This is a genomic window from Paenibacillus sp. UNC499MF (assembly GCF_900107975.1).
In the GTDB taxonomy this organism is placed as follows: Bacteria; Bacillota; Bacilli; order Paenibacillales; family NBRC-103111; genus Paenibacillus_F.
The window spans coordinates 946,713-973,527 of record NZ_FNVF01000001.1 but is presented as its reverse complement, the minus strand read 5'-3'; the positions used below and the strand labels follow the sequence as shown (position 1 = coordinate 973,527).

The 26,815-nt window shown below is 54.5% G+C and carries 26 protein-coding genes; 3 read left to right on the top strand and 23 right to left on the bottom strand.

Annotated features, from left to right (window positions below; all coding sequences use genetic code 11):
* Window positions 1-151 precede the first annotated feature (151 nt).
* The 17 genes from C4S74_RS04455 to C4S74_RS04375 form a co-directional block, all read right to left on the bottom strand.
* Entirely contained in the window at window positions 152-1,768 is a 1,617-nt protein-coding gene (locus C4S74_RS04455; protein ID WP_103994125.1) for a basic secretory protein-like protein, read from the bottom strand.
* A gap of 263 nt (window positions 1,769-2,031) precedes the next feature.
* Window positions 2,032-3,390, bottom strand: coding sequence for an LLM class flavin-dependent oxidoreductase (locus tag C4S74_RS04450; protein ID WP_103994124.1), 1,359 nt, complete (start codon window positions 3,388-3,390; stop codon window positions 2,032-2,034).
* A gap of 33 nt (window positions 3,391-3,423) precedes the next feature.
* Window positions 3,424-4,284, bottom strand: a complete 861-nt coding sequence (locus C4S74_RS04445) for an ABC transporter permease (RefSeq protein ID WP_103994274.1) — start codon at window positions 4,282-4,284, stop codon at window positions 3,424-3,426.
* A 2-nt stretch (window positions 4,285-4,286) separates the two neighbouring features.
* Window positions 4,287-5,144: an ABC transporter permease gene (locus C4S74_RS04440; RefSeq protein WP_103994123.1), complete on the bottom strand. Its 858-nt coding sequence runs from the start codon at window positions 5,142-5,144 to the stop codon at window positions 4,287-4,289.
* A 23-nt stretch (window positions 5,145-5,167) separates the two neighbouring features.
* Window positions 5,168-6,187 carry an aliphatic sulfonate ABC transporter substrate-binding protein gene (locus C4S74_RS04435; protein WP_103994122.1) on the bottom strand — a complete coding sequence of 340 codons (1,020 nt, stop codon included), beginning with the start codon at window positions 6,185-6,187 and terminating at the stop codon, window positions 5,168-5,170.
* 454 nt (window positions 6,188-6,641) lie between these two features.
* The gene (locus C4S74_RS04430; RefSeq protein WP_103994121.1) at window positions 6,642-7,238 is read right to left on the bottom strand and encodes a TetR/AcrR family transcriptional regulator; all 597 of its coding nucleotides are present in this window, start codon (window positions 7,236-7,238) and stop codon (window positions 6,642-6,644) included.
* Between the two features lie 173 nt (window positions 7,239-7,411).
* A complete protein-coding gene (locus tag C4S74_RS04425; protein ID WP_103994120.1) occupies window positions 7,412-8,299 on the bottom strand; it encodes a transporter substrate-binding domain-containing protein in 888 nt (295 codons plus the stop codon).
* On the bottom strand, window positions 8,293-9,063 hold the full coding sequence (locus C4S74_RS04420; RefSeq protein WP_103994119.1) for an amino acid ABC transporter ATP-binding protein: 771 nt from the start codon (window positions 9,061-9,063) through the stop codon (window positions 8,293-8,295). Before C4S74_RS04420 ends, C4S74_RS04425 begins: the two co-directional genes overlap by 7 nt.
* 31 nt (window positions 9,064-9,094) lie before the next feature.
* Window positions 9,095-9,763: an amino acid ABC transporter permease gene (locus C4S74_RS04415; protein ID WP_103994118.1), complete on the bottom strand. Its 669-nt coding sequence runs from the start codon at window positions 9,761-9,763 to the stop codon at window positions 9,095-9,097.
* On the bottom strand, window positions 9,744-10,409 hold the full coding sequence (locus tag C4S74_RS04410) for an amino acid ABC transporter permease (protein ID WP_103994117.1): 666 nt from the start codon (window positions 10,407-10,409) through the stop codon (window positions 9,744-9,746). Before C4S74_RS04410 ends, C4S74_RS04415 begins: the two co-directional genes overlap by 20 nt.
* A gap of 260 nt (window positions 10,410-10,669) precedes the next feature.
* Complete coding sequence (locus tag C4S74_RS04405) at window positions 10,670-11,071, bottom strand: GNAT family N-acetyltransferase (RefSeq protein WP_103994116.1); 402 nt, start codon at window positions 11,069-11,071, stop codon at window positions 10,670-10,672.
* A gap of 26 nt (window positions 11,072-11,097) precedes the next feature.
* Window positions 11,098-11,436: a VOC family protein gene (locus tag C4S74_RS04400; protein WP_103994115.1), complete on the bottom strand. Its 339-nt coding sequence runs from the start codon at window positions 11,434-11,436 to the stop codon at window positions 11,098-11,100.
* A 144-nt stretch (window positions 11,437-11,580) separates the two neighbouring features.
* Window positions 11,581-12,195, bottom strand: a complete 615-nt coding sequence (locus C4S74_RS04395) for an SRPBCC domain-containing protein (protein ID WP_103994114.1) — start codon at window positions 12,193-12,195, stop codon at window positions 11,581-11,583.
* An 18-nt stretch (window positions 12,196-12,213) separates the two neighbouring features.
* The gene (locus C4S74_RS04390) at window positions 12,214-13,875 is read right to left on the bottom strand and encodes an amidase (protein ID WP_103994113.1); all 1,662 of its coding nucleotides are present in this window, start codon (window positions 13,873-13,875) and stop codon (window positions 12,214-12,216) included.
* A gap of 17 nt (window positions 13,876-13,892) precedes the next feature.
* A complete protein-coding gene (locus C4S74_RS04385; protein WP_103994112.1) occupies window positions 13,893-14,447 on the bottom strand; it encodes a PadR family transcriptional regulator in 555 nt (184 codons plus the stop codon).
* Window positions 14,448-14,636: 189 nt separating this feature from the next.
* Window positions 14,637-15,254: a cupin domain-containing protein gene (locus C4S74_RS04380; RefSeq protein WP_103994111.1), complete on the bottom strand. Its 618-nt coding sequence runs from the start codon at window positions 15,252-15,254 to the stop codon at window positions 14,637-14,639.
* 159 nt (window positions 15,255-15,413) lie between these two features.
* Window positions 15,414-16,028, bottom strand: coding sequence for a TVP38/TMEM64 family protein (locus tag C4S74_RS04375; protein WP_103994110.1), 615 nt, complete (start codon window positions 16,026-16,028; stop codon window positions 15,414-15,416).
* A 236-nt stretch (window positions 16,029-16,264) separates the two neighbouring features.
* Between C4S74_RS04375 and C4S74_RS26385 the strand changes: the two genes are divergently transcribed.
* Window positions 16,265-16,426: a hypothetical protein gene (locus tag C4S74_RS26385; protein WP_181024295.1), complete on the top strand. Its 162-nt coding sequence runs from the start codon at window positions 16,265-16,267 to the stop codon at window positions 16,424-16,426.
* Between the two features lie 33 nt (window positions 16,427-16,459).
* On the top strand, window positions 16,460-16,651 hold the full coding sequence (locus tag C4S74_RS04370; protein WP_103994109.1) for a hypothetical protein: 192 nt from the start codon (window positions 16,460-16,462) through the stop codon (window positions 16,649-16,651).
* Between the two features lie 158 nt (window positions 16,652-16,809).
* Here the strand turns inward: C4S74_RS04370 and C4S74_RS04365 are convergent, their stop codons facing one another.
* Window positions 16,810-19,992, bottom strand: coding sequence for a bifunctional cytochrome P450/NADPH--P450 reductase (locus C4S74_RS04365; RefSeq protein ID WP_103994108.1), 3,183 nt, complete (start codon window positions 19,990-19,992; stop codon window positions 16,810-16,812).
* A gap of 328 nt (window positions 19,993-20,320) precedes the next feature.
* Entirely contained in the window at window positions 20,321-20,776 is a 456-nt protein-coding gene (locus C4S74_RS04360; protein ID WP_103994107.1) for a DUF5680 domain-containing protein, read from the bottom strand.
* Window positions 20,777-20,926: 150 nt separating this feature from the next.
* Between C4S74_RS04360 and dhaS the strand changes: the two genes are divergently transcribed.
* The gene (dhaS, locus tag C4S74_RS04355; RefSeq protein WP_103994106.1) at window positions 20,927-21,511 is read left to right on the top strand and encodes a dihydroxyacetone kinase transcriptional activator DhaS; all 585 of its coding nucleotides are present in this window, start codon (window positions 20,927-20,929) and stop codon (window positions 21,509-21,511) included.
* A 134-nt stretch (window positions 21,512-21,645) separates the two neighbouring features.
* On the opposite strand, the gene C4S74_RS04350 is transcribed toward dhaS, so the two are convergent.
* The 4 genes from C4S74_RS04350 to C4S74_RS04330 all read right to left on the bottom strand — a co-directional run bounded on the left by C4S74_RS04350 (window position 21,646) and on the right by C4S74_RS04330 (window position 26,669).
* Window positions 21,646-22,875: an MFS transporter gene (locus C4S74_RS04350; protein WP_103994105.1), complete on the bottom strand. Its 1,230-nt coding sequence runs from the start codon at window positions 22,873-22,875 to the stop codon at window positions 21,646-21,648.
* Between the two features lie 194 nt (window positions 22,876-23,069).
* On the bottom strand, window positions 23,070-23,426 hold the full coding sequence (locus C4S74_RS04345) for a DUF3139 domain-containing protein (protein ID WP_103994104.1): 357 nt from the start codon (window positions 23,424-23,426) through the stop codon (window positions 23,070-23,072).
* 575 nt (window positions 23,427-24,001) lie between these two features.
* Window positions 24,002-25,924, bottom strand: a complete 1,923-nt coding sequence (locus C4S74_RS04335; RefSeq protein ID WP_103994102.1) for an FtsX-like permease family protein — start codon at window positions 25,922-25,924, stop codon at window positions 24,002-24,004.
* Window positions 25,899-26,669: an ABC transporter ATP-binding protein gene (locus C4S74_RS04330; RefSeq protein WP_103994101.1), complete on the bottom strand. Its 771-nt coding sequence runs from the start codon at window positions 26,667-26,669 to the stop codon at window positions 25,899-25,901. Before C4S74_RS04330 ends, C4S74_RS04335 begins: the two co-directional genes overlap by 26 nt.
* Window positions 26,670-26,815: the final 146 nt, after the last annotated feature.

The following is a 26,815-nucleotide window of genomic DNA, read 5'->3' as shown; positions in this document are numbered from 1 at the left end:
GCTTTGCAGAGTCCGCCCCGGGCGGTTGTCCATCTGCGGTCATCATCTGCATTCGGACGGTTTTTTCCCCTCCTAAGAGCGACGCGCTTGTGCCAAGAAAGAAAGGCTGCCGGTTTTCCGGCAGCCTTTCCAAATGGAATATATTCAACGCTTAGTTGGGAAGCGTCGCCTGATATTCCGTCCATAGCGTATTTACGTTCGTGCCTGTCAGCTCCTGGATTTTGCCTTCCGTCCAGTCCTGACCGTCGAACGGGGTCAGGCTCGCGTTAAGCTGGCGGACAAATCCGGGCTTTTTCGTTTCCTCGATCCAGCGGAAGAAGTTGCCCGTAATGCCGTAGCCGTCCTGCCACGTTCCCCCCTTGGTCATGCTGTAGCGGTTATGATAACCGACCGTGAACCGGACCGTATCGGCCAGACCCTCGACCATGTAGCTGAGACCGCCGACGCTTTTGTCGGCATACCGGTTGTCGTCGAACTGGTAGCAGTGAGTCAGCTCGTGGTACAGGACGCCGAGAATTTCGTCACGCACGGACTTGTCCGGCATGTTTGCGATATCACGCAAAAACCGGGAGCTGAAGCCGACCGTTTTCTGGATGTGGTCGCCCGACGCCCATGCCACTCCGGGAACGTCTTCGATCGTGACCTTGATTTTCTGCACACCGCCCTGAGCCTCGCTTGGATTGTTGTACAGCAGTTCATTTACTTTGCGCACGATAACCCGGATATCGTCGGTCGCATTAGGCAGCGCCTGGTCGAACAGTTGTCCGTTGCCTGCGGCGTCAAGATTTTGAACCTCGATGACCGGGTTCACCGCATGCCAAATGTCATCCTTGCGCGAGAATTCGACTTCACCGAGCTGCAGGATGCCCCCGCTGTGATTGGTAATATCGTTCAGCCGGTAGTATTGGTAAGCGGTGTTGTTGCCGTTCAGAACGTAATGATTCCGCTGATGCCGGAGTCTGAACGATTCATCGCTCTTGGTATCCAGGTTCGTCCATGTGGTGTTATCGTTGGACCCCTGAAGCACCCAGCTCTTGGGATCGCGTTCGGCAAAATCGTTGGCGGCCGAAAGCGCATAGCCGTCGATCGTGACCGGTTTGCCGAAATCGAACTTCAGCCAGCCCGTGGCATTGAATGTCAGCCATTTGGTCACGCTGGTTCCGTCTACCAGATTATCTTTGCCTTCGCTAGGCGTATTTTCAGCGCTGGCCGTAACGGTGGGCTTAATTGTGGTCCACGTATCGACGGAGCCATCGAATAATTTGATTTCAGAGATCTGGAGGATTCCGCCCGAATGGTTTGTAATGCCGTCTAATTTAAAATATTTAAAAGAGGACGCGTTCGCTAACGAGTAAGATTTTGTCTGATGACGGTATGTAAAATCTTCATTTTGCCGGGTATCGAGCTCGGTCCACGTCAATCCGTCATTGGAGCCTTTGAGCACCCAGTTTTTCGGGTCTCTTTCGGGAAAATCTTCAGCGGCCGTAATCGTGTAAGAGGTGACCGTCTTCGCGGTGTCTAGTTTGACTTGAATCCAGCCTGTGGAACTGAACGTAAGCCATTTTGAATACAGAGACTGGTCGAATGCGCTTTCCTTGGTCTGGGTCGGCGCATATTCGCCGCTTGCCGTTACGGAGCCTCCCGCCGCCACATTTTTGGGGGTAGTCGTGGACGCCGTTTGAGCCGCCTCTGCCGCAGGAACGCCGAAACCGCCGATCAGGCTCAGTCCCAGAAAAGCCGCCGTCGTCAGGTAAGTCAATTTTTTCATGGTTTTCTCCCATCCTTCTCTCTCGTTTTGTCACACCGAAATCCGTGGTTCACCGCTTCCGCCGGCAAACTTTTCTATCACCTTTCAAGTAAAATGGGTGGATCCCTTTCATTTTAACAGAAATATGTAATTTTTATCTATTGAGGTTTTTAATGCCTTTTATAGAAGAACCTGATTTTATGCCAATTTAAAAGCCGTTTCCCGCAACAGGAAAACGGCCTTTAACAGGAATGCCGGCACTTCGGAGGGAGGACGGCTTCTTCCTATCCGTTCACGCCGGCCTTCGCCGCATCACGTCTGCCGAAATGTCCGGCTTCCGCCCGCTCCAGGCCCAAGTGATCCCGCAGTGTGGTTCCGCTGTATTCCGTACGGAACAGCCCTCGGCGCTGCAGAATCGGGACCACCTCATCGGTAAACGTCTCCAGGTCTCCCGGCAGGACCGGCCCCATGACGTTGAAGCCGTCGCATGCCTTCTCCTGGAACCACTGTTCCATGAGGTCCGCAAGCCCTTCCGGCGTGCCGACGTACTGCAAGTGCCCCCGGGCGCCCAGAATCCTCTGCCCCAGCTCCCGGATGGAGAGCCCTTCGGTACGGGCGGTATCCATAATAAGCTGGACGCGGCTTTTCATCCCGTTGGATTTCTCCACCGGATCGGGAATATCCGGCAGCGGACCGTCGGGCGGATATGCCGACAGATCGTGGCTGACCATGCCCGACAGAGCCATGACGGCAAGCTCGGCCGGAATTAGATCCGTCAGCTCCCGCTCTTTCCGCCGGGCTTCTTCTACCGTCGATCCGAGAATCGGCGAGATCCCCGGCATAATTTTCAGGCTGCCCGGCTTTCGGCCCGCTCCGGACAGCCTGCCGTTGACGGCGGCATAGAACGTTTTGGCCGCCTCCAGCGACTGCTGCGCGGTGAAAATGACCTCGCCGTAACGGGAAGCGAATTCCTGTCCCTGCGGGGATGAGCCCGCCTGGATCAGGACCGGATTCCCCTGCGGCGGGCGCGGAACGTTCAGCGGGCCTTTGCTGGAGAACCATTTTCCCCGGTAATCGACCGCCTTCACTTTGCCCGGATCGGCATAGATCCCCGCTTCCCGGTCCAGCACAAGCGCGTCGTCTTCCCAGCTGTCCCACAGCCGGGTGACCGCTTCGACGAATTCCTCGGCCATTTCGTAGCGAAGCGCATGATCGGGATGCTTCGGCAGACCGTAGTTATGGGCTTCGATATCGAGCTGGGAAGTCACGATGTTCCAGCCCGCCCTCCCCTTGCTGATATAGTCGAGCGACGCGAACTTCCGTGCCACATTGTAAGGATGATTATAGGTGGTGGATACGGTCGCGGTAAGGCCGATCCGTTTCGTAACGGCGGCCAGAGCCGACAGCAGCGTTATGGGGTCCAGCATCCCCGAAGCCGCCATATCCACATGCTGCACATACAATAAATCCGCGAAAAAAATCATGTCGAACTTGCCGCGTTCGGCCGTTTCGGCGATGGAGCGGTACAAGTCGAAATCGTACATGCCCTCCACCCCGGATTCCGGATGGCGCCAGCCCGCATGATGATGGCCGGCATAATAAATGAAAGCTCCCAGATGGAGCTGGTCCGTGCGTTTGGACATCGGCTTTTAACCTCCTCTAATCATCTGTTCCGTTCAACCCTTGAACGTATCCCGCCAGCCCAGCCAGCGTTTCTCCAGCGCATGGACCGCGAGGTCCGATAAAGAACCGACGAGCGCGAACAGGATAATCCCCACGAATACGATATCCGTGTTCGAATACGTCCGGGCGTCCTCGATCATGTATCCGATGCCCGCGCTTGTTCCCATCAGTTCCGCGAAAACGAGTACAAGCCACGAAACGCCCATAGCCAGACGCAGACCCAGCAAAATATAGGGCAGTGCGGAAGGGATTATAAGTTTCGTCAGCTGCCGGGTGCGCGAATACTGTAAAATGCGGGTCACCTCATAGAGCTTGGAATCCACGCCCCGGATTCCTGTGAACGTATTGAGGTAAACCGGGAAAAAAGCGGCAAGCGAAATCATCAGAATTTTGCTGAATTCCCCGATTCCGAACCACAGGATAAACAGCGGAATCAAGGCAAGGAGCGGCACCGTCCTCAGCATTTGAAGCGAAGGGTCCAGCGTCCGTTCGATCATTTTGCCGATTCCGGTGAATAGTCCGGCGAGAAGTCCGGCAAGCGCCCCAAGCCCGAATCCGCTTGCGGCCCGGATGAAGCTCACGCCGATATGCTCCAGCAATTCGCCGCTCAGGCCAAGCTCGGCGAAGCGCCGGGCAATGTCCGAGGGCGCCGGCAGCTGCTCCTTGCCGACCAGTCCGCTCATAGCGGCCGTCTGCCATAACGCCAGCAGGACGAACGGAACAAGCAGCCCGTGCGTCCAGGACGGGAATACACCGAGCCAGCCCAAGTCTCTGGCCGTCCTGCCGTACGCGTCCGGAGCCGCCTTGCCCCGGAGCGTTGCGGCAGGGTTTTTAACGGATACGGATTTCGCCACGCTCATCCCCCCTCTCCCGAGAAGCTGTCTCTCCAGCGGAGCAGCCTGCGTTCGGCCAGGAGAACAAGCGAGTCGGACAGCTTGCCCATTACCGCAAATACGATAATGCCGACGAACATAACCGTCGTTAGCGACATGGACCTGGCATCATTGATCATAAATCCGATGCCTGTGCTGGAGCCCATCATCTCGGCGACAACGAGCCCCAGCCACGCCACGCCGAGCGACAGCCGGGTGCCGAGCAGAATGTTGGGCAGAGATGCGGGCATAATCAGCTTGGCAATCATCTGAAAACGGCTGAACTCAAGCACCCTCGCCACGTCGAACCATTTATTGTCCACCGAACGTATGCCCAGGAAGGTTTGAATGTACAGCGGAAAAAAAGATCCTTTCGCAATCAGAAGCAGTTTGGATTCCTCTCCAAAGCCGAACCAGAGAATAAACAACGGCGCGATCGCCAGATGCGGCAGCGTGCGCAGCATTTGCAGCGTGGGATTCAGGAGTCTTTCCGCCTTGTATGAAAATCCGACCCACAGCCCCGCCGCAAGCCCAAGGCTTCCTCCCATCAGAAAGCCGCACAGCACTCTCCATGCCGAGACTCCCAGGTTGCGGAACAGTTCCCCGCTGGCCAGCATCGTCCCGAATTCTCCGAGTATATCGAAAGGGGACGGCAGGAGGATCGGATTCAGCCATCCGGCGGATCCGGCAATCTGCCAGCCGGCAAGCAGACTCAGAGGAAGCAGGAATCCGATGAGCCGGTTGGCCGCAAGAAGAGTTCCCCGGCGTGATTTTCGGGCCGAAGTTGTGCTCCCCGTCCGCCCGCCGTTCATAAATTTGTTTCGGGTACTCGCCGAAAGCATGTGCAGCGCCTCTCTTTCGGATATTATTTTGCCGCTGAGGCCGCTTTGAGCGCCTCTTCGATAAAGGTGTTGTTCACGGCGTCGGCCACTTCGATCTTCTTGCGGATCGTTCCCGCCGACTCCTGGAAATCGGCTGTTTTCTGAAGCTCCGCAGCGGTAGCCTCACTGACCGGAATGTTAATCGATTTCGAACGAGCCAGCATCCCGCCGACGACCGCTTCGGGGATTTTGTAATCCGCCGCATACCGCTTCTGGGCTTCCGCGGTGTTTTGCTCTTCCCACAGCCTCGCTTTCTCCAGTACGGTTAAATAAACGGTGGCCAGCTGCGGATATTTATCCGCAATCTCTTTGCGTACGATGACAAAGGACGGGGCCAGGACGCCCAGCGTTTCGCCTTCGGCCAGCACTTTTCCTTTTCCCGTCAAGGTGTTGACGGTTATATACGGATCCCAGGACGCCCAGGCATCGACCTTGCCGGAATCGAAGGCCGGCTGCGCTTCATTCGGCTGCAGCTGGATGACTTGAACGTCCGCAGGGTTAACCCCCGCATCGTGAAGTCCCCGGGTCAGCAGATTATAGGCGTTGCTGCCCTTCGTCACGGCAACCTTCTTGCCTTTCAAATCCCGGATATCCTTGAGCGGACTGTCCGCCGGCACGATAATGGCCGTATTTCGTTTGCCGTCCAGTATCTGGGAAATAATCTCGAACTTTATCCCGGCGGACTGGGCCGCAATGACCGGCATATTCCCGAGAGACGCGAAATCCAGTTTGTCCGAGGCCATCGCTTCCGTCATGGGCGGGCCGCTCTGAAATTCCGCCCATTCGATTTTTACGCCCAGCGGCTCGTAGGCTTTCTCGAACCACTGCTCTTCCCTCGCTTTGGCATACATGCCTCCGCTTCCCTGTACGCCCAGCTTGAGGGTCAGCCCCTTGTAATCCGGCTTGCCTCCGTTTGCCGTCTGAGCCGCCCCGTCTTTCTGGGCGCAGCCGGCCGCGAACATAACCGTTACGAGCAGAACCAGCGCCGTTGTCCATGTTTTCATATCTTTCTCTCCTCCGTATGTATATCCATTGTTAATTGTATCCTTTTCGCTCAAATGCCCGCGCCCATCTCCAGCTTGGGCTCCTCCCCTTTCTCGAACGGATGCAGCACGTTCCGGCATAGTATCCGAAATGCCTTACCGGTGCGCAAATGTGCGGGCTGCGTGCTTAAACACCAATGATTGCTTGAACATGTAATCCCCCTTACAAAAACGACAAAACCTACATGTTTAATTGGTTTTGAGAAAAAAAATGGCCGCAGGTCGCCAAGCAGGTGTATTTCCCCGCTTGTTAGCCTGCCGCCAATCTCCAGCTGTCTGGTCGAGTGCGTAAAAGGTTGTTATTCGGTTTGCCTTTTTCACAACTTGAATAAAGATTCGGTTTGTTATCCGAATTCTATCAGGCTGAAAACCTTATTGTCAACACTTTTTTCCTATCGGATAAATCGGGTTTAAATCAAGCCTCAAACAAACGAATCAGCGCGTCCGCCTCGATAGAAACGGGGATTTCAAAACCCGGCGCCCTTTGCAGGGTCAGCCCTTGAATCAGGCTCACATAATAAAAAGCCAGCTGAAGCGGATCTCCGGCCATAATTTCTCCCCGGCCTTGTCCGTCCTCCATGATGCGTGCGATCGGCTTAAGATTGGCCGTAAAACGGTCCGTGACGGCCTGCCTGATCTCCGCAGGTACGGTTTCGGTCGTCCGTGCGCTCTGCAGCATGATCGTGTACGCCCAATTGATCGGATTGGCAAGCCATCCCGCCGCGAATTCGTGCAGCTTAAGAAGCGGGGGCATCGTCTGCTCATCGGCCAGTTCCGCCGCTCTCTTCCCGTAGTCGAGCTGCCCGCGTTTTAACACGTCGGCGAAAATTTCGACTTTGGAGCTGAAATAATGGTACATCGTGCCGATACTGATACCGGCCTCCTTGGCGATATCGCTGATGCTCGCGGCTCCGAACCCTTTTGCCGAAATGACTGTAATGGCCGAATCCAGAATAAGCCCGATCCGTTCTTCCCTGACGCGTAAATCCCGTTCCACATTTCTCGGCGACATCCGGTTTCCCTCCTTGCGGACTGCTCCGTATTTACTGCTTTCCCTGCGTCTATGATAATCAACCGGGCTTCAAAAGCCAAGGAAAGTCGGCCGTACATGCCGCGCAGGCAAAGAAAAAGCATCTCCTCTCCTTAATCGGAAGAGGGGATGCTTTGCTTTGCATAAGGCGCCGTTTAAAGCTTGCCGCCTTCTGTAATGACGTCGTTCGGATCGGTACTTGCGCCGAGCTCCTCTTTGACGTACTTGTCGTAAAGCTGAAGCAGAAACTTCTCCTGCCCGAGCGTCTCCAGCTCCTTGTTCACCCAATCCCGGAGCTCGGTATTTCCTTTCTTGACCGCCGGAGCGATAGGCGCTTCTTTTTCCAGCTTCTCCGGAATCAGCGTGAAGCCGGGATTTTGCCGGGACCAGGCGAAGAGAACGAAGTTGTCCTGGGCATAGCCGTCTCCGCGCCCGTCTTTCAGCGCCTGCAGGGACTCCGTATTTTTCTCGTACTTCACCAGCTCCACGTCGGGCCGGTTTTTAGTCAAGAAGAGATCGGCGGTCGTTCCCTTCGTGACGATGATTTTTTTGCCCTTCAGATCGGCCAGCGTCTTGAGTCCGCTTTTCTCGGATACGAGCACCTGCGTGGCGACCTTCATCGTCGGATTCGTAAAATCCACCGCTTCCTTGCGCTCGTCGGTCACCGTCATATTCGCCACGATGAGATCCACCTTGTCGCTTTGCAGAAACGGAATGCGGCTGGCGGGCTCGACCGTCACGAATTCGATCTTCGATTCGTCTCCGAGCAGATCCTTCGCGAAACGCTTGGCAAGATCGCTGTCGAAGCCGATCTTGTTCCCTTTGTCATCGGTAAAGCCGAACGGAGGCTTGTCCGTGAAAACGCCCACGACCAGCTTGCCCCGGTCTTTAATTTTCTGGATGCTTCCACCGCCGTTTTCTCCGGCCGCTGCCGGTTTAGCAACGCTTCCCGAAGCGTCTTTCGGATCTTTGACGGCTCCGCAAGCGGCCAATACTCCCGCAAGCAGAATGACCGCCGCCCATACGGCTATTCGTTTCACCATGCTTCTTCTCTCCCTTTTCCCGTCTCCAATTCAAAAAACTGATTCAAAAACTGTTTGGCGCGCCCGCTTTGAGGGCTGTTGAAAAACGTATCCGGCGTTCCGGTTTCACGAATCTCGCCTTCGTCCATAAAGACGATCCGGTCGGCCACCGCCTGGGCAAATCTCATCTCGTGAGTCACGATAAGCATCGTCATGCCCTCCCGGGCCAAGTCCAGCATCACCTCCAGCACTTCTTTCACCATCTCGGGATCGAGAGCCGCCGTGACTTCGTCGAACAGCATTACCTCGGGCTGCATGCAAAGCGCCCTGACGATGGCGATCCGCTGCTGCTGGCCGCCCGATAACTGCCGGGGATACGCGTTCTTTTTATCCAGCAGGCCGACGCGCGCAAGCAGCTTTTCCGCATCCGCGGCCGCTTCGCGCCGGCTCCGCTTTTGTACTTTGAGCGGTCCCAGCAAAATATTATCGAGCACCGTCATATGCGGGAACAGATGATAGCTTTGAAAAACCATGCCGATTTTCTGGCGGGCCGCCCGCCAGGGCACTTTTCCGGCACTGGGGTCTTCCCCTTTGAACAGAAGGGTCCCGCCCTGTATCGGTTCGAGCCCGTTCAAGCAGCGGAGCAGCGTGCTTTTGCCGCATCCGCTGGGCCCGAGAATGACGACGACCTCTCCCGGCGCGACGTCCAGATCGATGCTCTTGAGCACCCGGTGTCCGTCGAACGATTTCTCCACTTGCCTCAGCTGCAGAAGCGCTTCTCCCATGACAGCCTCCTTTCCGGCCGGTAAGCGGCAGCTAGCCGGTCCATCTTCTTTCCAGTCTGCGCGAGAACACGGACAGCGGGTAACATAAAGCAAAATACAGCAGAGCCATAAGGCCGTAAATCACAACGGAGGCGTAAGAAAGCGTGTAATGGCGTTCTATGATCTGCTGGCCCGATTTGATCAGCTCCGTCACTCCGACCAGCACCGTCAGGGAGCTTGTCATGACGATCCGCGTAAACACGTTAATAGCCGGCGGCACCATGCGCCTCAACGCCTGGGGGACAAGGACATAAACCAGCAGCTGAGGACCGCTCAGCCCCAGGGATTTTCCCGCCTCCGTCTGCCCTTTGGGCAGTGATTGCAGAGCTCCTCTGACAATTTCTCCGATTTCCGTCATTCCCCAGAGCGACAGGACAAGCAGCGCGGAGCCGAATGCGGAAAGATGAACATCAAACAGGATCGGCAGCCCGAAAAAAAAGAAAAACAGCCAGACCAGGATCGGAACGCTGCGGACCAGTTCCAGAACTATTCCGGACAGCAGGCGCGGCACAAACCGGCGCGAAGTCCGGAGCACCCCGAATCCGGTTCCCAGGATCACGCTGAACATGATAGTCACAAGCGAGATTTTGAGCGTTGCCCACAGCCCTTCACCAAGCTGGGGAAGGCTTCTGGCCAGCAGCTCATAAGCCGAAAGCGCCATGACGGAACCTCCTTTCCAGATAGCCGAGCAGAAAGGACAGAGGCAGAAATATAACGAGATAGCAGAGCGTCATCATCAGAAGCATCTCGTAGGTTTTGTAGTAGAGCGAGATATAGCTGGTCGTTGTGTAAAGCAGCTCCGGGACCGCAATCGCGGACACGACCGTCGTTTCTTTCAGCAGAAAAATCACATTCGCCACTAAAGACGGGACGGAAATCCGCAAAGCCTGCGGCAGGATGACATACCGGAACAACTGCCATTTCGAAAGCCCGACGGCAAGCCCCGATTCCGACTGGGATTTGTCCACCGCTTCTATTCCGGAACGGAAAACCTCCGTAAAATATCCGCCTCCCAGGAAGGTCATCGCAATAAAAACCGTCGTCATCGCGGAAAGTTTAATTCCCAGCTGCGGCAGGGCGAAATACAGAAAAAACAGCTGGATAAGCAGCGGTGTGTTTCTCGCTAATTCGATATGCAGCCGGACGGCCCAAGTCAAGGGACGAATGCGGAAATACAGAATGAACGAATGAAGGACAGCCACGAGAAGAGAAAATAAGATCGCGATGCCCCCGATTCTGAGCGTTTCCCCTCCGGCTCGAACAAAATCGGGCAGATGTTTCCACATAAAGTCCGTATCGAGATGCACAATTATCCTCCTAAAGTTAAACCGTCTATTCACACCGGATAACAAGGTTTAAAGACAGTGCTAGTACCGGTTCGAAATTTTCACCCACCTCCTGCGTGCATAAAAAAACAGCCCAACGGCTGTCCCTAAGGATCCGCCCGAGGCTGTCTGGATAGGAAATTCATGCTGTGCAACCCCGCATAGAGCAGGAAGAAGCCGTTATTTCCATATCTTATAACATATTTTTCCAAGCTGTCAACTTGGTTTTATCAACCATATCCTTAAACCAATTCGGAAATATACAGCGGAAGAGTTCCCTGCTCGGGCCGAAAACCCAACGAACGGTAAAAGGATTCCGCTCCCTCGTAAGAAATCAGCACTTTCGTTTTGTATTCCCTGTACTTGCCGAGAATCGCGGTCATCAGCTCTTTGCCGATCCCGCGGTTCTGGTAATCCGGCCTTACCAGCATGTAATGGAAATACGCCGTCATCACGCCGTCGGAAAGAGCGTTAACCAGCCCGACAAGCTTTTCCCCGTCCCATGCGGTCACGACCGAGTGAGAGTTCAGAATCGCCTGGTGCAGCTCGTCGGGGTGCTTGCCCGATTCCCAATCTACGGACAGGAAAAGCTCCCGGAGCTCGTCTTTGTTGATTTCGTTGGAATGACTGTAGCGGATATCCAATTTGAGTAAATCCTCCTTGGCGATTTTCAGCTCAGCACCTCGACGACGAAGCCGCCCGGGGCTTTTACATAAAATGTCCAGCCGTGCATTCTTTGAGGAGGTTCCACGTCGAACCCGTCCTCTTTGAGACGCCGGTTGATCTCGTTCACTTTTTCTTCGCTGTCCTGGATGAAACCGATATGAAACGTTTTCGGATAGCTGACTTCCGAGCCTTTCATCAATGTCAGGACCGCTCCGCCGTCATCGGACAAAACCGCGAATCCGCTGCCGCGAGTGCCCGTGGTTTTCAAACCGAAATATGTTTCCAGAAAAGCTTGGGACGCCTGAACGTCGGTAACCGTCAAGTTAAGATGATTCAGCTTCATGTCCGCACCGCCTTTGAACAGATTTGGAATAGTTGATCCGTTCTCTACAGTTTACACCCGGATGGTACCTTTTGGTAATTATTTTTCTATGTATCCGATGGCCGCACAACCAATCCATTTCCAAACACCAATGACCGGGAGGGATTATCCGGGTTCTTCCGTCCCCAGCTCACGAATGTGGTTCAGCACGGATTCCCACTCCCGTCTCATCATTTCCCGCATATAGACATCGTCGAGCATTTCCTGATGAATGGAAATCGTGGTTCCTCCAGACTTTGCAGCCGTCAAAGTAAGCTGAAGCCGAGAAGGGTTCATCCAATCTTTACGCTTCCAAGTCATGCGCAGCTTCTGGAACGGAACGACCGAGGCAAGCTTTCCCGTAACTCCTTCGGCGGAGGAAAATTCCGCTCCTTTCTCAAGAGGGAAGGCGGATACATTTCCGATCCACAGCGCCAACCCCCGGCTCGAAGTCAAATAATTCCAGGCCTGCAGAGGAGTCATCGCAACGGTTTTTCTTACACCGATTTGAACGCCTGCGTCTTTTGTCACACCGACGGGAGTCCTCCCCAGACAAGGGGCGTACATGGCAGCCAGCCATTCGCCCCACTCGTCCGAAACGCCGTGAGACTTGCAAATGTGCTCCTTGATCTGTTCGTGCGACCAAAGCTCGTTCACGGAACGATTGAGCTCCACAACCCATTCGTCCCAGGATATTCCCGTTTCTTTCTTCACGTTTTCTTTAAAAATAGCTCCGGGCATTCTCGTTCCTCCTGGCAATCATTTATTGGCAATCGGCAAAGAAGCGGCCGCAAATTTTCCCGCCGGGTAATCCGGCCGGTCCCGGAAAAGCTTCTCCAGCATATCCATCACCGCAAGCACCCGGTCTTCCCGCCAAGGCGCGGCCGCGACCTGCACACCGACGGGCAGCCCGGCACTGTTCAAGTCCGCTTGGGCAGCGGCCTGAACCAGTCTGTCGCGGCTTCCGGCGGCCCGCATTGATGCGGCTTCCCTTGCCCGTACCTGACTGAGGCTGATGACCCCTGCGGGCATGCCGAGATAATTGTACAATAGCGCATAAGAGCCTTCATACGTCATTGCGAGAGAATGATCGTGCGGGATTGCGGGCGTAAGAAACGGCGGCGACAGCAGGACGTCGACCTGCTGCCGCTCCATCTCCGCCGCGAACTTTTCACGGTAGGCTTGGCGGAGCTGCACGGCTTTCCCGAGTTCCTCTCGACTTTTGCGCCCAAGGTAAGGAAGAATGTGCGTGCCGGCGATATTCTGTCCCATTCTCCGCAGCAGCAGCGCCAGCAATCGATTCGCCGTCCGCGAGCGCCCGAAAGAACGGCGTGTGCCTTCCACCTGCGGGACAAGCGCATCCGTGCCGGCCGTCTCCGCGATGCCTTTCGCCCCGGCGGCCGACATCAGCGCGTAGAACTCATGCAGCGCCAAATCCGGCTCCGGCAGACGGAACGGCTTCACGGGCACTCCTCGGGCACGCAGCGCTTCCGCGGCGTCCAAGACCGCCCGCTCCACGGAGGGAGACGGCGGCAAAATGCCGTCCGACGTGTAGAAGCCGATCCGCAGCCGCGCCGGATCGATCTCCCCGGGGCGCTGCAGAGGATGCGCCTGCAGCGTCTCCGGCTCAGCGAGCACCTCCATGGCGAGCGCGAGGTCTTCGACCTTCCGCGCCAGCGGCCCGGTGCTCGCCATCTCCGCCGCCTCGCGGCAGACGTGCGTGATGCCCGCCGGCGGGCGCGAGGCTACCCGGCCCGGCGTCGGCTTCAGCCCGTGGACGCCGCAGAAGTGCGCCGGCGTACGGATGGAGCCGCCGACATCCGTGCCGAGACCGAGCGGCGATCCGCCCGCCGCGATAAGGGCGGCTTCACCGCCGCTGCTTCCGCCGGATGATCGTTCGGCGGGGTTCCACGGACTGCTTGTGCGTCCGTATACAGGGTTGACGGTTTCACAACCCATGAGCAGTTGCATCGCATTCGTCTTAGCCAGGACGACCGCTCCGGCCCGGCGGAGAGCGGCGACGGCCGGATCGTCCTCAGAAGCGGGCGCCGCGCGTCCCGTCAGCCCCCATGTTGACGGCGTTCCCGCCGCATCGAGGGATTCCTTGACGCTGACCGGCACTCCGTGCAGAGGACCGAGCGGTTCTCCCGAAGCGGTCCTCCGGTCCGCTTCCGCCGCCGCCCGGCGCGCCTCCTCGAACAGCGGGGCGGCAACCGCTCCGATCAGCGGCTGAATTTGTCCGATCCGGGCGATATGCGCCTCCACAAGCTCGCTCGACGTCCAGCGGCCCGCTTTAATTCCGCGGGCCATTTCCGCGGCGCCGAGCTCCGGCAGCCTTGCACAAGAAGCGTTCGCTTCAGCTTCCGCACTGCCTATGCCGGAAGAAACGAGTGAATCCGGGCTTTTTGCGGGAATATTCATAGGATTCACACCTTCTCCTACCTGCCGGGCTTCTCTTGGGCACCGGAACCTCCACCGGACTGTTTCGTCAGTTCCTCGTCTATCCAGCGGAGGGAGAACTCAATCTGGGCAATACCCATCTCCAGCGTTTTCAGACGAAACGCATCGCTGTCCGGATCTTTCAAAGCTTCCTGCCGCATATGAAGGAGGCCTTCTCTCGTATGTGCAAGCCTCGCCCGTTCCTCCAGCAGCCAGCCCTGTATCTGACCCGCCGCGGCATACCTTCCGAAAAAATAACGGACGAGCAGATCCGATTTCTGCACCCCGGGCGACAACGGAGATTTCAAATAATCCGCAAACGACTGCCGCCCTTTCTCCGTAATGCGGACTATATTTTTGGAGGGTTTGCCCTCCTGGACGACGACTTCCTTCTCAATGAGTTCCTCCCTTTCCATCCGTCTGAGCGCCGGGTAAATTCCGCTGAAAGTCGCTCCGAAGAAATGGGCGACTGACTCGTCGAACCGCTTTTTCAGCTCATAGCCGGTCATCGCTTCTCCGTAAATAAAACCCAAAATCACTTGTTCGATATTCATAGAAATGAACCGCCTTATTTATATTATCATTGATAATATGATTATAGATCATATATTACCCTATATTTTTCCATCTGTAAATGGGGTCGTACTCCCTGTCTCCAAATTTTTGTTTACAAAAAAAAGCCTCCCGCTCTGGAAAGAGTGCGGAAAGCTTTAGATGAACAGCGGCCTCCGGGGCCGAAATGACTAGGTTTTCTTCTTTTCATTAAGATAGGGCTGCCCGGGATTGGCCGGTTTACCCGGTTCGTTATGCACCGAGACCGGCGGGCCGATACGGACCGATTCCGTGATCGGCGCGAAGGCTTTGCCGGCAAGAGCCGCATTGACGTTGTAGGCGTTCTGCAGTACTTCCGGGGGAGTCAGCCGCAGGATATCGGAGCCGTAAACCGTTTCGGGCTGCTCGTGGTTGAAAAAACCGTGCAGATGCACCTTGTCGGAAACAGGGGTAATCCAGTGCCACCAGCCCGTGGGGACGAAAATGACCTGCCCTTCCTTCGCACGGTAGTTTACGAGCCGGGGATTGTCGGGACACATCACCGAAATCTCGGCCTCCCCCGCTACGATGACATGAAGCTCCCACGCGTTCGGATGCCAGTGGGGTTCCCGGATATGTCCCCTGCCGAGCCGCAGATCCGTAAAAGCTCCACCCGTCATGGGCGGAAGCTGCGTTGAGGTGACTTCATACGCCACATTGTCTTCGTTGCGCTTAAACAGCACGTTATCGCCAACGTTAAAGGCGAGATTGGGCATGCCGGAACTTTTGTGATAACTCGCCGGGCCGGCCCTATAACCGTATCCGCTCACTAGCCAAGCTCCTCTCCCCGTTCCGTATCCTTCACTCCTTCATACATATGCGGGCGGCCGGAACATTATCCGAAGGCGGAAGAAGGACAAGCTTAGCGCAGCCAGGCGGCTTGCGGATGCGGTGCCCGCGCACAGCGGGCGTTCATCAGGCTTTTGGACCTATTCCAGCTCCATCGTCTGACCGGTCGAAAACCGCTTCTCTATCTTTTTGCTGACGATCAGCGATACCGCGACGAACAGGACGACATAGAGCAGCTGGTACGGATTCTCGATATATTTAGCCACATCGTAGCCGATGTACGAAACGGTGAACACCATGATGCCTTTGCCGATCAGAACGGCCATTAGAAAGGAACGAAGGCCCATGCCGGCCAGACCGGCCGCTATGTTAATGACTACGAACGGACCGACGGGAAACAGGCTCAGCAGAAAAACGTAGCTGTAAGCGTTCCGACGGATCCACTTCGTCGTTCTTGCGATTTTCGGCTTGCGGGCCAGCTTTTCGAGGTAAGGATGACCGGCGATTTTTCGGACGATCAGGAAGGTGACGAGGCATCCGCTCACGATCCCGATCCACGAGTACAGAAAACCGGCCCACAGCCCGTAAACCGCCGCGTTTACCCCTACAATGAGCAGAGTCGGCAGAGGGGGGATAAACGATTTCAGAAAGGTAAGCAAAATGCCCGGAAACGGACCGAGCGACCGGTATTGTTCGAGCAGATTTTTTAAATTGTCTTCATTGGTTACATAGGCCAAGATGTCTGAAATAGTCATGAATTCCGTTTATTCCTTTCGGGGTCATTTGGAAGGTCATTTACGTTAGCCTAAGCTTACCTTAAAAGCTTCCGCTTTCCCACCCTTACTTCCGGGAAAACCGGGAAGTTTTTGCACACCTGACAATTAACCCATATTTTTCCAATATCAACTCATCGCCTCTGTCATCTGCCGCTTCAGTTAGAGCTCCCCCTTAATATACTACGATATCTTAACGGATAAGGAGGTCTTAACCAGTGGTTCATACGAAGACCAAATCCTACACCTATAAAGTGGGAAAAAACAAATTCCTTGTCATCAAAATCGTCCAGTCCGCAGTCGCCAAAACACGCTCGGGAAATGCACTGGCAAGCAACGCGGCTAATGTAAAAGTGTTTAAAAAAGACAAAAAACGTTAACGGGATAAAACACTTTGAAAGGAGGTGAAAAAAATGGCTAAACACTGGAAGAAACACAAACATGAGAAGAAACACACGAAAGTGAAGGTTACGAAAGTAAAAAAATCTCGTAACACGGTCATCGTTAAGCAAGCGGCCAAGGCTCGTACGGGTCAAGGCGGCAACGCATTCGCCATCAACGCTTCGGACGTGGGCGTAGTAAAAACCAACGTTGGACGCAGATAAGGAAAATCAGGTTAAAGGGAGGACGGCACTGCCGCGCCCTTTCCTCATTCTTTTCCTTCTCGCAAAAAGCAAAACAAAAAGCCTCCGCAAGCAGATTTGTCTGCTTGCGGAGGCCGCTGTACATAAAATCGGATGAAACGTTCAGCTTACCGTCCCCGCTAAATTCCCGCCCAGACGTCTTTGGCGTAACGTCCGTCCGTTTGCAGGCCGTCCAGCCACTTCCGGGCTTCGTCGGGGCTTACCCCATGAATATTCGCGTAAGCCTGCTGAAGCTGCTCTTCCACGTCCGGCGCCATCCGGCTTCCGTCGCCGCATACATACAGCCGCCCGCCTTGGTCCAGCAGGGCGATCAGCTCGGCCGCATTCTCTTTCATCAGGTGCTGCACGTACGTCTTCGGCGTTCCTTCAGCCCGTGAATATGCTGTGTGCAGCTTGACGATGCCTTCCCGCTCATACTGTTCCAGCTCCTCGCGGTAAATGTAGTCGCTCTCGCACCGGCAGCCGAAATACAGATGGGCTTCCCCCAGCTCCGTCCCTTCCTGCCGCATCGCGCTGCGCGCCTGCAGGAAGCCGCGGAACGGCGCGACGCCCGTGCCGGGACCGACCATGATGACCGGCGTCTTCGGATCGTCCGGCAGCCCGAAGCCCGATTCCGGCGTCCGGACGAACATGACGACCGCATCGCCTTCCCGGCGCTCCGCCAGGTAGTTCGACGCCACGCCCCGGTACTCGCCGCGACCGCTCCACGCCGGGCCCTTCACGACCCCGACTGTGATGCTCGCCTCGTCGGGCTGCACCTGCGGGGCGCTGGAGATCGAGTAGTACCGCGGCTTCAGCGGCGGCAGCAGCTCCAGGAAGCGCTCGAAGCCCAGCTCGCACGCTTCGTAGCGCTCCAGCAGGTCGAGCATGGACACGCGCTTCTTCCACACCTGCTCGCGGTACGCGTCTTCCTCCAGCAGGGCTTCCAGCTCGCGCTTGTGCGGCGGACAAGCCGTGCAGCCCGCCAGCTCCCGCAGCTGGGCCCGGGTGGCCGCTTCCTGCAGGTCCACGCTGTGGCCCAGCAGATCGTCGAGGCTCACCGGGCGGTCCAGCGGCAGATGGGCGGCGCTCCGTCCGCTTCCGCTCAGGATGAGGTGGTCGCTGCCCTGCAGTCCGAACCGGCGGAGTACGCGCGCCACGCTTTCGCGGGAGTTGCGCGGCAGAACGCCCAGGTGGTCGCCGACCCGGTAGGTTACGCCTTCGGGCAGCTTCACTTCGATCCGGCGGGTGCTTCGCCCGCTCCCTTCCCGCTGCAGCTCGGTATTGCCGGCGACGACCGCATGCACCGCATCGTAGGATTCCGCCAGCGGCGTAACGGCGAAACCGCTCACGAACTGCAGGCTGAGCGAGCTTTTCTCCTTCTCCGAGATTTCGTTAAGCTCCAGGCCCAGCGCCTTCATGACATCCGGCCACAGCGCTTCGCGCCAGTCCTCCAGCTGCTTCTCGAAATCGCCGCTGGCGTCGCCCTCTCCGCGCCCGGCCAGGCGTTGTCCTCCCTTGGAGGCGAGCAGCTCGTCGGCCCGCCGCGGAACGTCCTGGTACGTGCTTGCCCAGTTATGGTCGCCACAGCCGAACACGGCGAACTTGACGCCGGCGATTTCGTCCGGCTCCGCGCTTTCCAGCCAGTCCATGAAGTCTTTGGCGTTGCTCGGCGGCTTGCCGTTGTAGGAGGCGGTCACAACGAACACCGCCCCTTCCTTGGGCAGCTTGCCCGCATAGTCGTTCATGGGAGCGACTTCGGGACGGAAGCCCTGGTATTTCGCCGCATCGGCCAGCTCGCGGGCAATGCCCTCGGCCGTGCCGAGGTTTGAACCGTACAACACAAGCAGCGGCGTGTTATGGGCGTTTCCGCTGAGCGGTGCCGCCTGCTCTTTGACCTTCTTGTCTTCCGCCCCGGAAACCGCGGTTCCCGGAATGGTGACGGAAACACCCTGATGGCGCGGCTCCACCTTCATCGTAAACCCTTCGGGTTTCATCGTCAGCGTTTCCTTCACCTTCAAGACATAATCCGTATGCTGCCTGATGTTAAAATGCTTCAAAACCATCCCGAGAACCAGCGTAGCTTCCTGCATGGCAAACTGCTGGCCGATACAGGCACGCTGGCCGTTGCCGAACGGTTTGTACGCGTCGTAAGGAATCTTTCCCGGGTCTTCGAAACGCTCCGGAATGAACGATTCCACATCCTCCCCCCATACGGACTTGTCCCGGTGAAGCTTCGGAATGAGAACCGTCAGGCTGTCCCCTTTCTGCAGCGGATATTTTCCGGCCAGCAGGGTGTCTTCTTTCGCATAAAGCACGAAAGCCGGGGCCGTCGGCCACAGCCGCAGCGCTTCGTTCAAGATCATCCGGACATAGTGAAGCCCGCGGACCTGCGCGTAAGTCGGCACGGGATCGGTCAGCACCCGCTCCACTTCCTCGTACGCTTTCTGAAGCTTGTCCGGATTTTTGAGCAGGAAATAAAGCGCAAACGACAGCAGTCCGCTCGTAGTCTCATGTCCCGCAATCAGGAACGTGATGATTTGATAACGGATATTCTCGTCGTCGAGAGATTCGCCCGTTTCCGGATCTTTGCCGTTCAGCATGTGAGACAGCAGGTCATCGATACCTTCCGTTCCCTGGGCCCTTCGTTCGGCAATCAGTTTGTCCACCAAAGCGAACATAGCCTGGATGTCATGGTTGAATTGTCTCTTCGTAATGACCATCAGCTTGTCCTGAAGTCCGAGACGCTGGGTCTGATTCATCGCTTCATGAAGCGCTCTTACCATGCTTATAATAAAAGGATGCGGCTGCTCCCGGTAAAAGCTGTTAAACCGGTAGTTGAATCCGCACAATCCGATCGTGTCCAAAGTCAGGCGCGTCATATCTTCGGGAACATCGATGATTTCGTCCGGATTAAGCCGGGACCACTTCTGGATGAGCTGGAGCGCGATGTCCACCATCATGTCGTGGTATCCCTTCATGGCACGCTGGCTGAACGTCGGCAGCAGAATATGATGCGCCTTCTGCCAGTTGGGCTCGTACGTGTGGGCGGTAAACAGCCCGTCCCCGCCGAATGCGCGCACATTCGAAAGAGCGGCTCCGATTTTCTTGTCGAAACGGGACTCGTCGCACGCGTCGGCGACCAGCTCGTGGCTGGAGATCAGAAGCTGCGTCCGGCCGGGCATTTCCAGCTTGAAGATGGGGCCCAGTTCGTCCGCCAGTTTCATCATCGATTGCAGCGGGCTTTCTTTATCAATTAACGGAAGATTACCGAGCGGCCCGTATGTTTTGGGCTGCGGAATTAAAGATTCTGATTTAGCCAAGACACTCTCGCCCTCCTTGTTGATGCCTTACGGGTATTTACACATCATGACTACTATTTGAAAAGAAAGGAATCGCTATCCATTTCTTTTCGGGCTTAGGGGCAGCCTGCGCAAAAATTACCACTTCAATGGCTGCTTTATGAAATCATTTCCAGTATAGAACAAAAAAACGGTTCGTCCCAATAGACAATTTCAGTGAAATGTCCAAAAACGAAACATTTTCCCAAGTTATGTCTAGCAGTGCGATTCCGGTTTTTCGTTCACATGAGAGAGCCGTCATTCGAGTAAAAGTTAGGATATGTACCTTACAAACGGACCTTTGAGCGGACTATGTAATAAAACCTCCGTGAAAAGTAAGCGTAAAGATCATTTCACCGCGGTGCAAAAGCCTCTCTTCTCCTTTAAAACGGCTTATATCCCCGCTCCAAAAGCAGTTGTACTCAAACCTTTCGTTGCGATACTGTTCGGGTCCTCTGAACGGAGCCGCTTCCGTCACTTTTCCGAGGCACTCCAGCAAAAATTCAGGAAATCCGTCAACCGGATTCAGTGTGGTTCCGTAATAGTTCAATGCCCAGAGCGGGGTCCCGTTCCTCCTGACCAATTCCTGACCCGCAAAATCGGTTTCTCCGAAATAGCTGTCCAGATAGCTGTAGCTCCCGGCAGCATAAGGAAAATTTTTGGCGCCCGGTCCCGACAGAACATCGCCGCTTGCCGCTCCTGCGGCGTACGCGTTCTTTTTAGCTTCCACAATAAATAATCGCAGTTCCTTTTCTTGCAAAACCATACAGTACCACCGTCCATCCTATTCATTATTCTTCCATAATTTAGTATAAAGAACAGGTGTTCCCTGGTCAATCCCCTGCATTTTAAAAAAGAAAAAGATTCCTTTATACTATGTAAAAGTGGAAGTGGAGAACCATAACGAGGTGACATCATGACCGATTCGCAAATGACCAAAAAAGCGCTGGCCGCATCGCTTAAAAAGCAGATGGAAACGAAATCTCTGGCAAAAATCAGTGTTCAGGATATTTCCTCCGGCAGCGGGCTGAACAGACAAACCTTTTATTACCATTTCAAAGACAAATACGACCTGGTTCACTGGATCTACTATTCGGAAGCGGTGGAAAGCATTGCCGATTACCGCGATTACGGGCATTGGAGCGACATGGCCGTACAAATCCTGCATTATCTGATGAACAACCGGCTGTTCTATATCAATGCGCTCAACACTCCGGGACAAAATGCGTTTGACGACTATCTGTTCGAGGCAACCAAAGATATGATCAAACGTGTCGTGGACGACGCTTCCGCCGGTCTTGACGTTTCGGAGTCCGACATATGTTTTATCGCGGAATTTTACACCTTCGCATTCGTTGGCATCGTCGTCAAATGGGTCAAAACGGGCATGAAGGAACTGCCCGAAACGATGATGAAACGGATCAGCGATCTGGTAGACGGCACGCTGACCCGCGCGCTCAGCCGTCACGCCGGATTGCAGCACGCCGATACGGCGCCTTAGGACGCCAAAACGCCACCCCGTCTTCATGAAGGGGTGGCGTTTTTTAAGGTTGGTGGATCCGCCTAATTGTGCCGCTGCTGCCGTAACCGGAAGCAGCGCACGGCTTGGCTGCGGCTACCCTTGACTGCCCTGAGTTAGTCGGTGCTGTCTGCGGCCGCTGCGGTTCCATGAATTTCGCCGAGAGGTTCCGGCCGCCGCAGCATCAACGGAACGAGCAGCAGTGCGCCGAGGAAGAAGAGAATTCCGCTTCCGGTATACACCGCTTGAAGGGATAAGGTCTCCTTAATAAATCCCGCGCCGGACATGCCGATGACCATAAATCCCATAAACAAGGGTGTAAGCACGCCCCCCACGCGGCCGATAAAAGCCGCTTCCGTGTTTTTCATCATCATGGTGTTGATTCCGATCATTATGCAGGGATAAAACAGACCGTTTACGACTTGGAAAAAGATCGTCAGCGGAACGCTTGCGGACAAGCCGATTCCTATCGTTCCCACGGTGCTGACGACAAGCCCCGCCGCGAGCAGCGATTGCGGCTGCATTTTTTTCGAGAGTGCCATGACGACTCCCCCGCCCGCCAGCATGGCTATTCCGTTTGCCGCGAGAAGCCACTGCAGAAACAGTTTATCCTGCCCGAGATTTTCGATGGCGATAAACAGCATCAAGGGCTGAATAATACCTACCGCAAAGCCGCAAACGGCGAACGTTCCCCCAAGCGTCTTCAATGCCCGGCTGCTCCATACGTAACGGAGTCCGTCCTTCATTTCCTGCATGAAATTGCGTTCCGCTTTGGCCGGATTCTTCTGATCGGCCGGTAGTGAAGTAAGAACGGCGGCGGAAGCGATGAAACAAACCCCCATCACGGCAATCGAAATTTCCAGACCGTAGTGCTGGTAAACGAAGGTGCCGAGAATCGGCCCGAATACCATGAAGATGGCCATCAGCGTCTGAAACATCGCCATGACCCCTTGAAGCTGCTCTTCCGGGACATGCTGTTTGAACAGCTTTAACGCGGACGGCTGCGAGAATTGCGATAAAATCGCCGACACCAGCGTAGCGAAAAACAACGCCTGCCACGACCCGTACATCACGACGAGCAGCACGGCGAATACGGACAACGCCGAGAGAAGATCGCAAACGATCATCGTCCGCTTCGGTCTCCAGCGGTCCGCAAACGTTCCCCCGATAATCGCGAATAGAAAAATCGGAGTAAATTCGGCGACTGAGATTAACGAAACAAATTTGGGATTGTTGTTCGTTATATCTGTCACATACAGCAAAATGGCAAAGTTTCTAATCCAGATGCCAAGCTGCAGCAGAACGTTGGACATAATAATCGTTCTGACAAAAGCATTATTAAACACGACTGAGAACCCCTTCCTCTGGTTTCCCCCCTGAGCTCTTTCAGACTCAGCAGAAAATCCGAATAATAAACGTTTTTCCTTTTTGTTTACTTATTACACAAACATAATATAACAACGTTTTGTTTTAGGTCAACAAAAATTTAATTCGTTTGGTAATGTATATGTAGTGCCCGCTCGTTCCCTCAACCCGCCGGTTATCTTTCCTTGAGCTTTTCCGCATGTTTCAGGTTTTCGGGCTTTATCCCCCTCTCCACTCCGTCCGGAGAAATCCGCTGATCGAACTGGATCACATCGTTATGAGAAAAATAAACATACTCCACATGGGGCTCATCCTTGAAAACAACGAGAGTATAGAAGGGAGGCAGCTTGATTCCCCAAATTCCTTTGACCGATGCCAGTTCTTCCTCTTTGTAGCCTTTTTCCTGAAGCAGGTAGCTCCTGACTCTTTCCGCATAGGCCATTTTATTTCCCTGAACATAAACAACCGGAGCCGTTAACATAATCAGAACGATAAACAGCGCGATCATCTTTCCGCGGCTTAAGTTCCGCATGGTTCCGCCTCTTTTCCGATCCGCCATAACAGATTCTTGCAACTTTCTTGAAGCCATGGATGAACGACCCGCCATGTGTCTTTCCGATTCCATGAGTAACGGGTATAGGCAAATGCGGCATGGTCTATCGAAAGCCGTATGACCAATTCGCGGGCCTGCTCGCCTACCTTCATGCAGTGTTCCGCGGTTTTCCGGTGCCCGTTTTTGGCCAGAAAAGCATATACATCTTGTTTCAAGTCGCCTGTTAAATTCGGTTGGATCAGATGCTCGTAAACGCTCATTTCCTCACTCCCCGTGTGTTTGATAAAGCCACTTTTGTAAGTATAAGAGGATATTCCAGGGAATTCCAAATAAACCTTTGTTTAAATTAAAAAAGCCCGCCTCACGCTTCCGGAAGAAACGCAAAACGAGCTGTATAAGCAGCCTGTATATCTCTGTAGAGATGGGTCCTCTCAACGTCCTTCAACCCGGAAGCGCTCAAGCGACTGTGCACCGGAATAAACTCACACATACTTAACCTCCGAAGAAAAGAGCCGTTAAAGGCTCCTTTCCCATCTACCTCTCCAAGCCTGCGGCTAAACCGCTGAAGCGATTTTCCGGTACAAATGCTGAAGATAACGCCACCTGACGATCATGAAGTAAACAGCCTGCACGGTAAGAAAGGCGAGAAAAACCGTCAGCGAAGATTGCAGAATCGAATAGCCGACAAGCAGCTGAAGAGCGGTCAATGCTACCGCGCTGTGTACCAAGGCCATGGCAATCGGAAGAAAAAACATGAGAAGGAGCTGTCGCGTCAGAATCCGTCTGAGTTCCTTGCGGCTCAAACCGACCTTCGCTATCATCCGGTACTGTTTTTCATCCCGCTCCAGATCGGCATATAACCGGAAGTATACAAAACTTGCCGCGAAGGTAAAAAAGACGATCCCGACCAGCACGCTTACGATCAGCAGTATGCCGTTCTTCTGTTTAGCCGAGAGCCATTCGTGCACGAGAGCCTCGAAGTAAAAACTCCCGTCCGACCCCGAATCGTTGATGCTGTCGGATAACAGCCGGGAGACTTCCGCCGACTTTTCCCAGCCTTCCACCACAAACAGATAGTAGGTCTGCCGATACTCCTGTACAGGCAGTTTACCGAACATCGTATCCGTCACGACGGCAACCTTCCCGCTCAACGGTAGTACAAGCTCCCGGGTTATTTTCTGCACGTTCAAGATCTGCTGCTGATTGTCATAGACGAGGTCAAGCGTCTTTATATCCGGTCTTTCTTGGTCCCATTTGTTTTTCTCGCTGATCGTGTGCGGCGAAATAATCACTTGGCTGTCGTCTTCGATCGTTTCTTTCTCGTAGCCGAGCATATCCGCCAATTTGTTATATTCGCTTAATTTCAGGACCGTGTAGGCATTTTCCGACTGGAACGGGGTAACCACGGCCTGCTTGTAAGAATAACGGGCATCCTCAAGACGCGTCCGGATTTCCTGAACATGTTCCTTCTCCTTCGGGTTATTTTGCGGAGAAATATATTTGAATGCGTAAGGGTCCTGCATTTCGGACAAACCGGGGTCGCTGATCGCCAGGGAGGTACCGATACCCGTGAAAGCGACGGCCGACACAATCGCCACCATGAAAAACATAATCGCGTTATCTTTCATCCGGTAACTCAGTTCGGATAACGTAAGCAGGTTCGTTTTGTTAAAAAACAGCCGTTCTCTTCTTTTAAGAGATCCGATCACGTACACGCTCAACTGGGTAAACAAAAAATACGTTCCCGCAACCGTCAAGATGACTCCGGCACCGAGCAGAGAAAATAGAAAGGCACGCTCCAGAGTAAAATAAAAGACACACCCGTACCCCGCGGCAATCAGCGCCAAAGCCAGCAGCGACAACGATACGGACGCTTTCGGCTCGGGTTTCGGCTTATCCTCCGATTGGAGAAGGTCAACAAGCGGCCCCGATTTACCCAGACCTGCGGTAAAGAACGAAATCAGCAGAAATAGCAGCAGAAAAGCCCCTGTCGTCGTCAGGGCCGCTTTTACCGGCAGGTAGAACGGCAGTCCGTTCATAATATAAAGCACTTTGGAACTGATTAGCAGGATAAGCTTGGCGAAAATAAGGCCTGTTCCTATGCCGGCGGCAATTGCAGCCCCCCCGATCATCATATTTTCCAGAAAAATAAGCTGTTTCAGCTGCTTGCGGGAGATTCCGAGCACCATGAGAAGCCCGAATTCCTTCTTCCGGTTTTTAAGAAACGAACTGACGGAGTACAGCAGAAAGAAGAACGAGAAAATAAATATCAACACTTGCGATACCCGCATGCCCATCGTGCTCAAATGGCTGATCGTTGCGCTTGTCGAAGACAGCTCTCCCTGCAGATCGGGATGGAACAGGAGCAGAGCATACGTGAAGAAAATCATGACGGAAAACGCGCTGCTGAGAAAATGAGCGATATAGGTCCGCTTGTTGCGGACAATATTGTTAAACGCGAATTGTCGAAAATTCATTCCCGCTTCCCCCTAGCAACGATAAGACATTGATAATTTTCTGGTAAAAGGCTTCCCGGCTGTCACCGCAATAAATCTCGTTATACAGCTTCCCGTCCTTGATAAAAACGACCCGGTTGCAGTAGCTTGCCGCCATCGCATCATGCGTAACGAGCATCATGGTCGCTTCCTCTTCCTTGTTGAGCATCGTCAGGAGCTCCATGACGTCACGGGCGGACTTGGAATCGAGATTGCCTGTCGGCTCGTCCGCAAGCACCAGCTTGGGCGTATGGATAAGCGCCCGTGCGATAGCCGTCCTCTGGGCTTGGCCTCCGGATATTTCATACGTGCGTTTGTTCAAAATTCCGGAGATGCCGAGTTTGTCGGCGATTTCCTCCACGCGCCTGTTCATCTCCGTCAAATCGGTACCGTCAAGAGTCAGCGGGAGAAGGATATTCTCCTTCACCGTAAGCGTATGAAGCAGATTAAACGACTGGAACACGAATCCCAGCTCGCGGCGGCGGAATACGGCCAGCTCGTCCGCTGTCAGACGGTGCGGATCATTTCCGTTAATCAGCACCGCTCCGGATGTCGGCGTATCGATGGTGGAGACGAGATTAAGCAGAGTCGTTTTGCCGCTGCCGGAAGGCCCCATAATACCGACAAACTCACCTTTTGGGATCGTCAAATCTATATGGACAAGCGCCTCGTAAGAGATCGTGCCCTTGTATATTTTGCTGAGATTAGAAACTTTCAAAATTTCCATAGGTTTATCCTCCTCTATTCAGTCCGGGCTATTTCTCCTAAAAGTTTACCCGAGGCTGCGCCGATCTCCTATCGGCCTTTCTTTCAGACAGATGACAACTTTGTAAGAATGTAATCTTCCCGCAACGGCGAAACGACAAAAAAACG

What these genes read in the sequence shown, in the direction of transcription:
- C4S74_RS04330 (WP_103994101.1), bottom strand. Translation starts at nt 26,669, where the DNA reads ATGGAAATTTTGAAAGTTTCTAATCTCAGCAAAATATACAAGGGCACG.
- C4S74_RS04440 (WP_103994123.1), bottom strand. Translation starts at nt 5,144, where the DNA reads ATGCTTTCGGCGAGTACCCGAAACAAATTTATGAACGGCGGGCGGACG.
- C4S74_RS04395 (WP_103994114.1), bottom strand. Translation starts at nt 12,195, where the DNA reads ATGCCCGGAGCTATTTTTAAAGAAAACGTGAAGAAAGAAACGGGAATA.
- C4S74_RS04360 (WP_103994107.1), bottom strand. Translation starts at nt 20,776, where the DNA reads ATGGTTTTGCAAGAAAAGGAACTGCGATTATTTATTGTGGAAGCTAAA.
- C4S74_RS04375 (WP_103994110.1), bottom strand. Translation starts at nt 16,028, where the DNA reads ATGACTATTTCAGACATCTTGGCCTATGTAACCAATGAAGACAATTTA.
- C4S74_RS04420 (WP_103994119.1), bottom strand. Translation starts at nt 9,063, where the DNA reads ATGGGAGAAGCGCTTCTGCAGCTGAGGCAAGTGGAGAAATCGTTCGAC.
- C4S74_RS04345 (WP_103994104.1), bottom strand. Translation starts at nt 23,426, where the DNA reads ATGCGGAACTTAAGCCGCGGAAAGATGATCGCGCTGTTTATCGTTCTG.
- C4S74_RS04370 (WP_103994109.1), top strand. Translation starts at nt 16,460, where the DNA reads ATGGCTAAACACTGGAAGAAACACAAACATGAGAAGAAACACACGAAA.
- C4S74_RS04390 (WP_103994113.1), bottom strand. Translation starts at nt 13,875, where the DNA reads ATGAATATTCCCGCAAAAAGCCCGGATTCACTCGTTTCTTCCGGCATA.
- C4S74_RS04400 (WP_103994115.1), bottom strand. Translation starts at nt 11,436, where the DNA reads ATGAAGCTGAATCATCTTAACTTGACGGTTACCGACGTTCAGGCGTCC.
- C4S74_RS04415 (WP_103994118.1), bottom strand. Translation starts at nt 9,763, where the DNA reads ATGGCGCTTTCGGCTTATGAGCTGCTGGCCAGAAGCCTTCCCCAGCTT.
- C4S74_RS04435 (WP_103994122.1), bottom strand. Translation starts at nt 6,187, where the DNA reads ATGAAAACATGGACAACGGCGCTGGTTCTGCTCGTAACGGTTATGTTC.
- C4S74_RS04450 (WP_103994124.1), bottom strand. Translation starts at nt 3,390, where the DNA reads ATGTCCAAACGCACGGACCAGCTCCATCTGGGAGCTTTCATTTATTAT.
- C4S74_RS04425 (WP_103994120.1), bottom strand. Translation starts at nt 8,299, where the DNA reads ATGGTGAAACGAATAGCCGTATGGGCGGCGGTCATTCTGCTTGCGGGA.
- C4S74_RS04430 (WP_103994121.1), bottom strand. Translation starts at nt 7,238, where the DNA reads ATGTCGCCGAGAAATGTGGAACGGGATTTACGCGTCAGGGAAGAACGG.
- C4S74_RS04455 (WP_103994125.1), bottom strand. Translation starts at nt 1,768, where the DNA reads ATGAAAAAATTGACTTACCTGACGACGGCGGCTTTTCTGGGACTGAGC.
- dhaS (WP_103994106.1), top strand. Translation starts at nt 20,927, where the DNA reads ATGACCGATTCGCAAATGACCAAAAAAGCGCTGGCCGCATCGCTTAAA.
- C4S74_RS04335 (WP_103994102.1), bottom strand. Translation starts at nt 25,924, where the DNA reads ATGAATTTTCGACAATTCGCGTTTAACAATATTGTCCGCAACAAGCGG.
- C4S74_RS04385 (WP_103994112.1), bottom strand. Translation starts at nt 14,447, where the DNA reads ATGAATATCGAACAAGTGATTTTGGGTTTTATTTACGGAGAAGCGATG.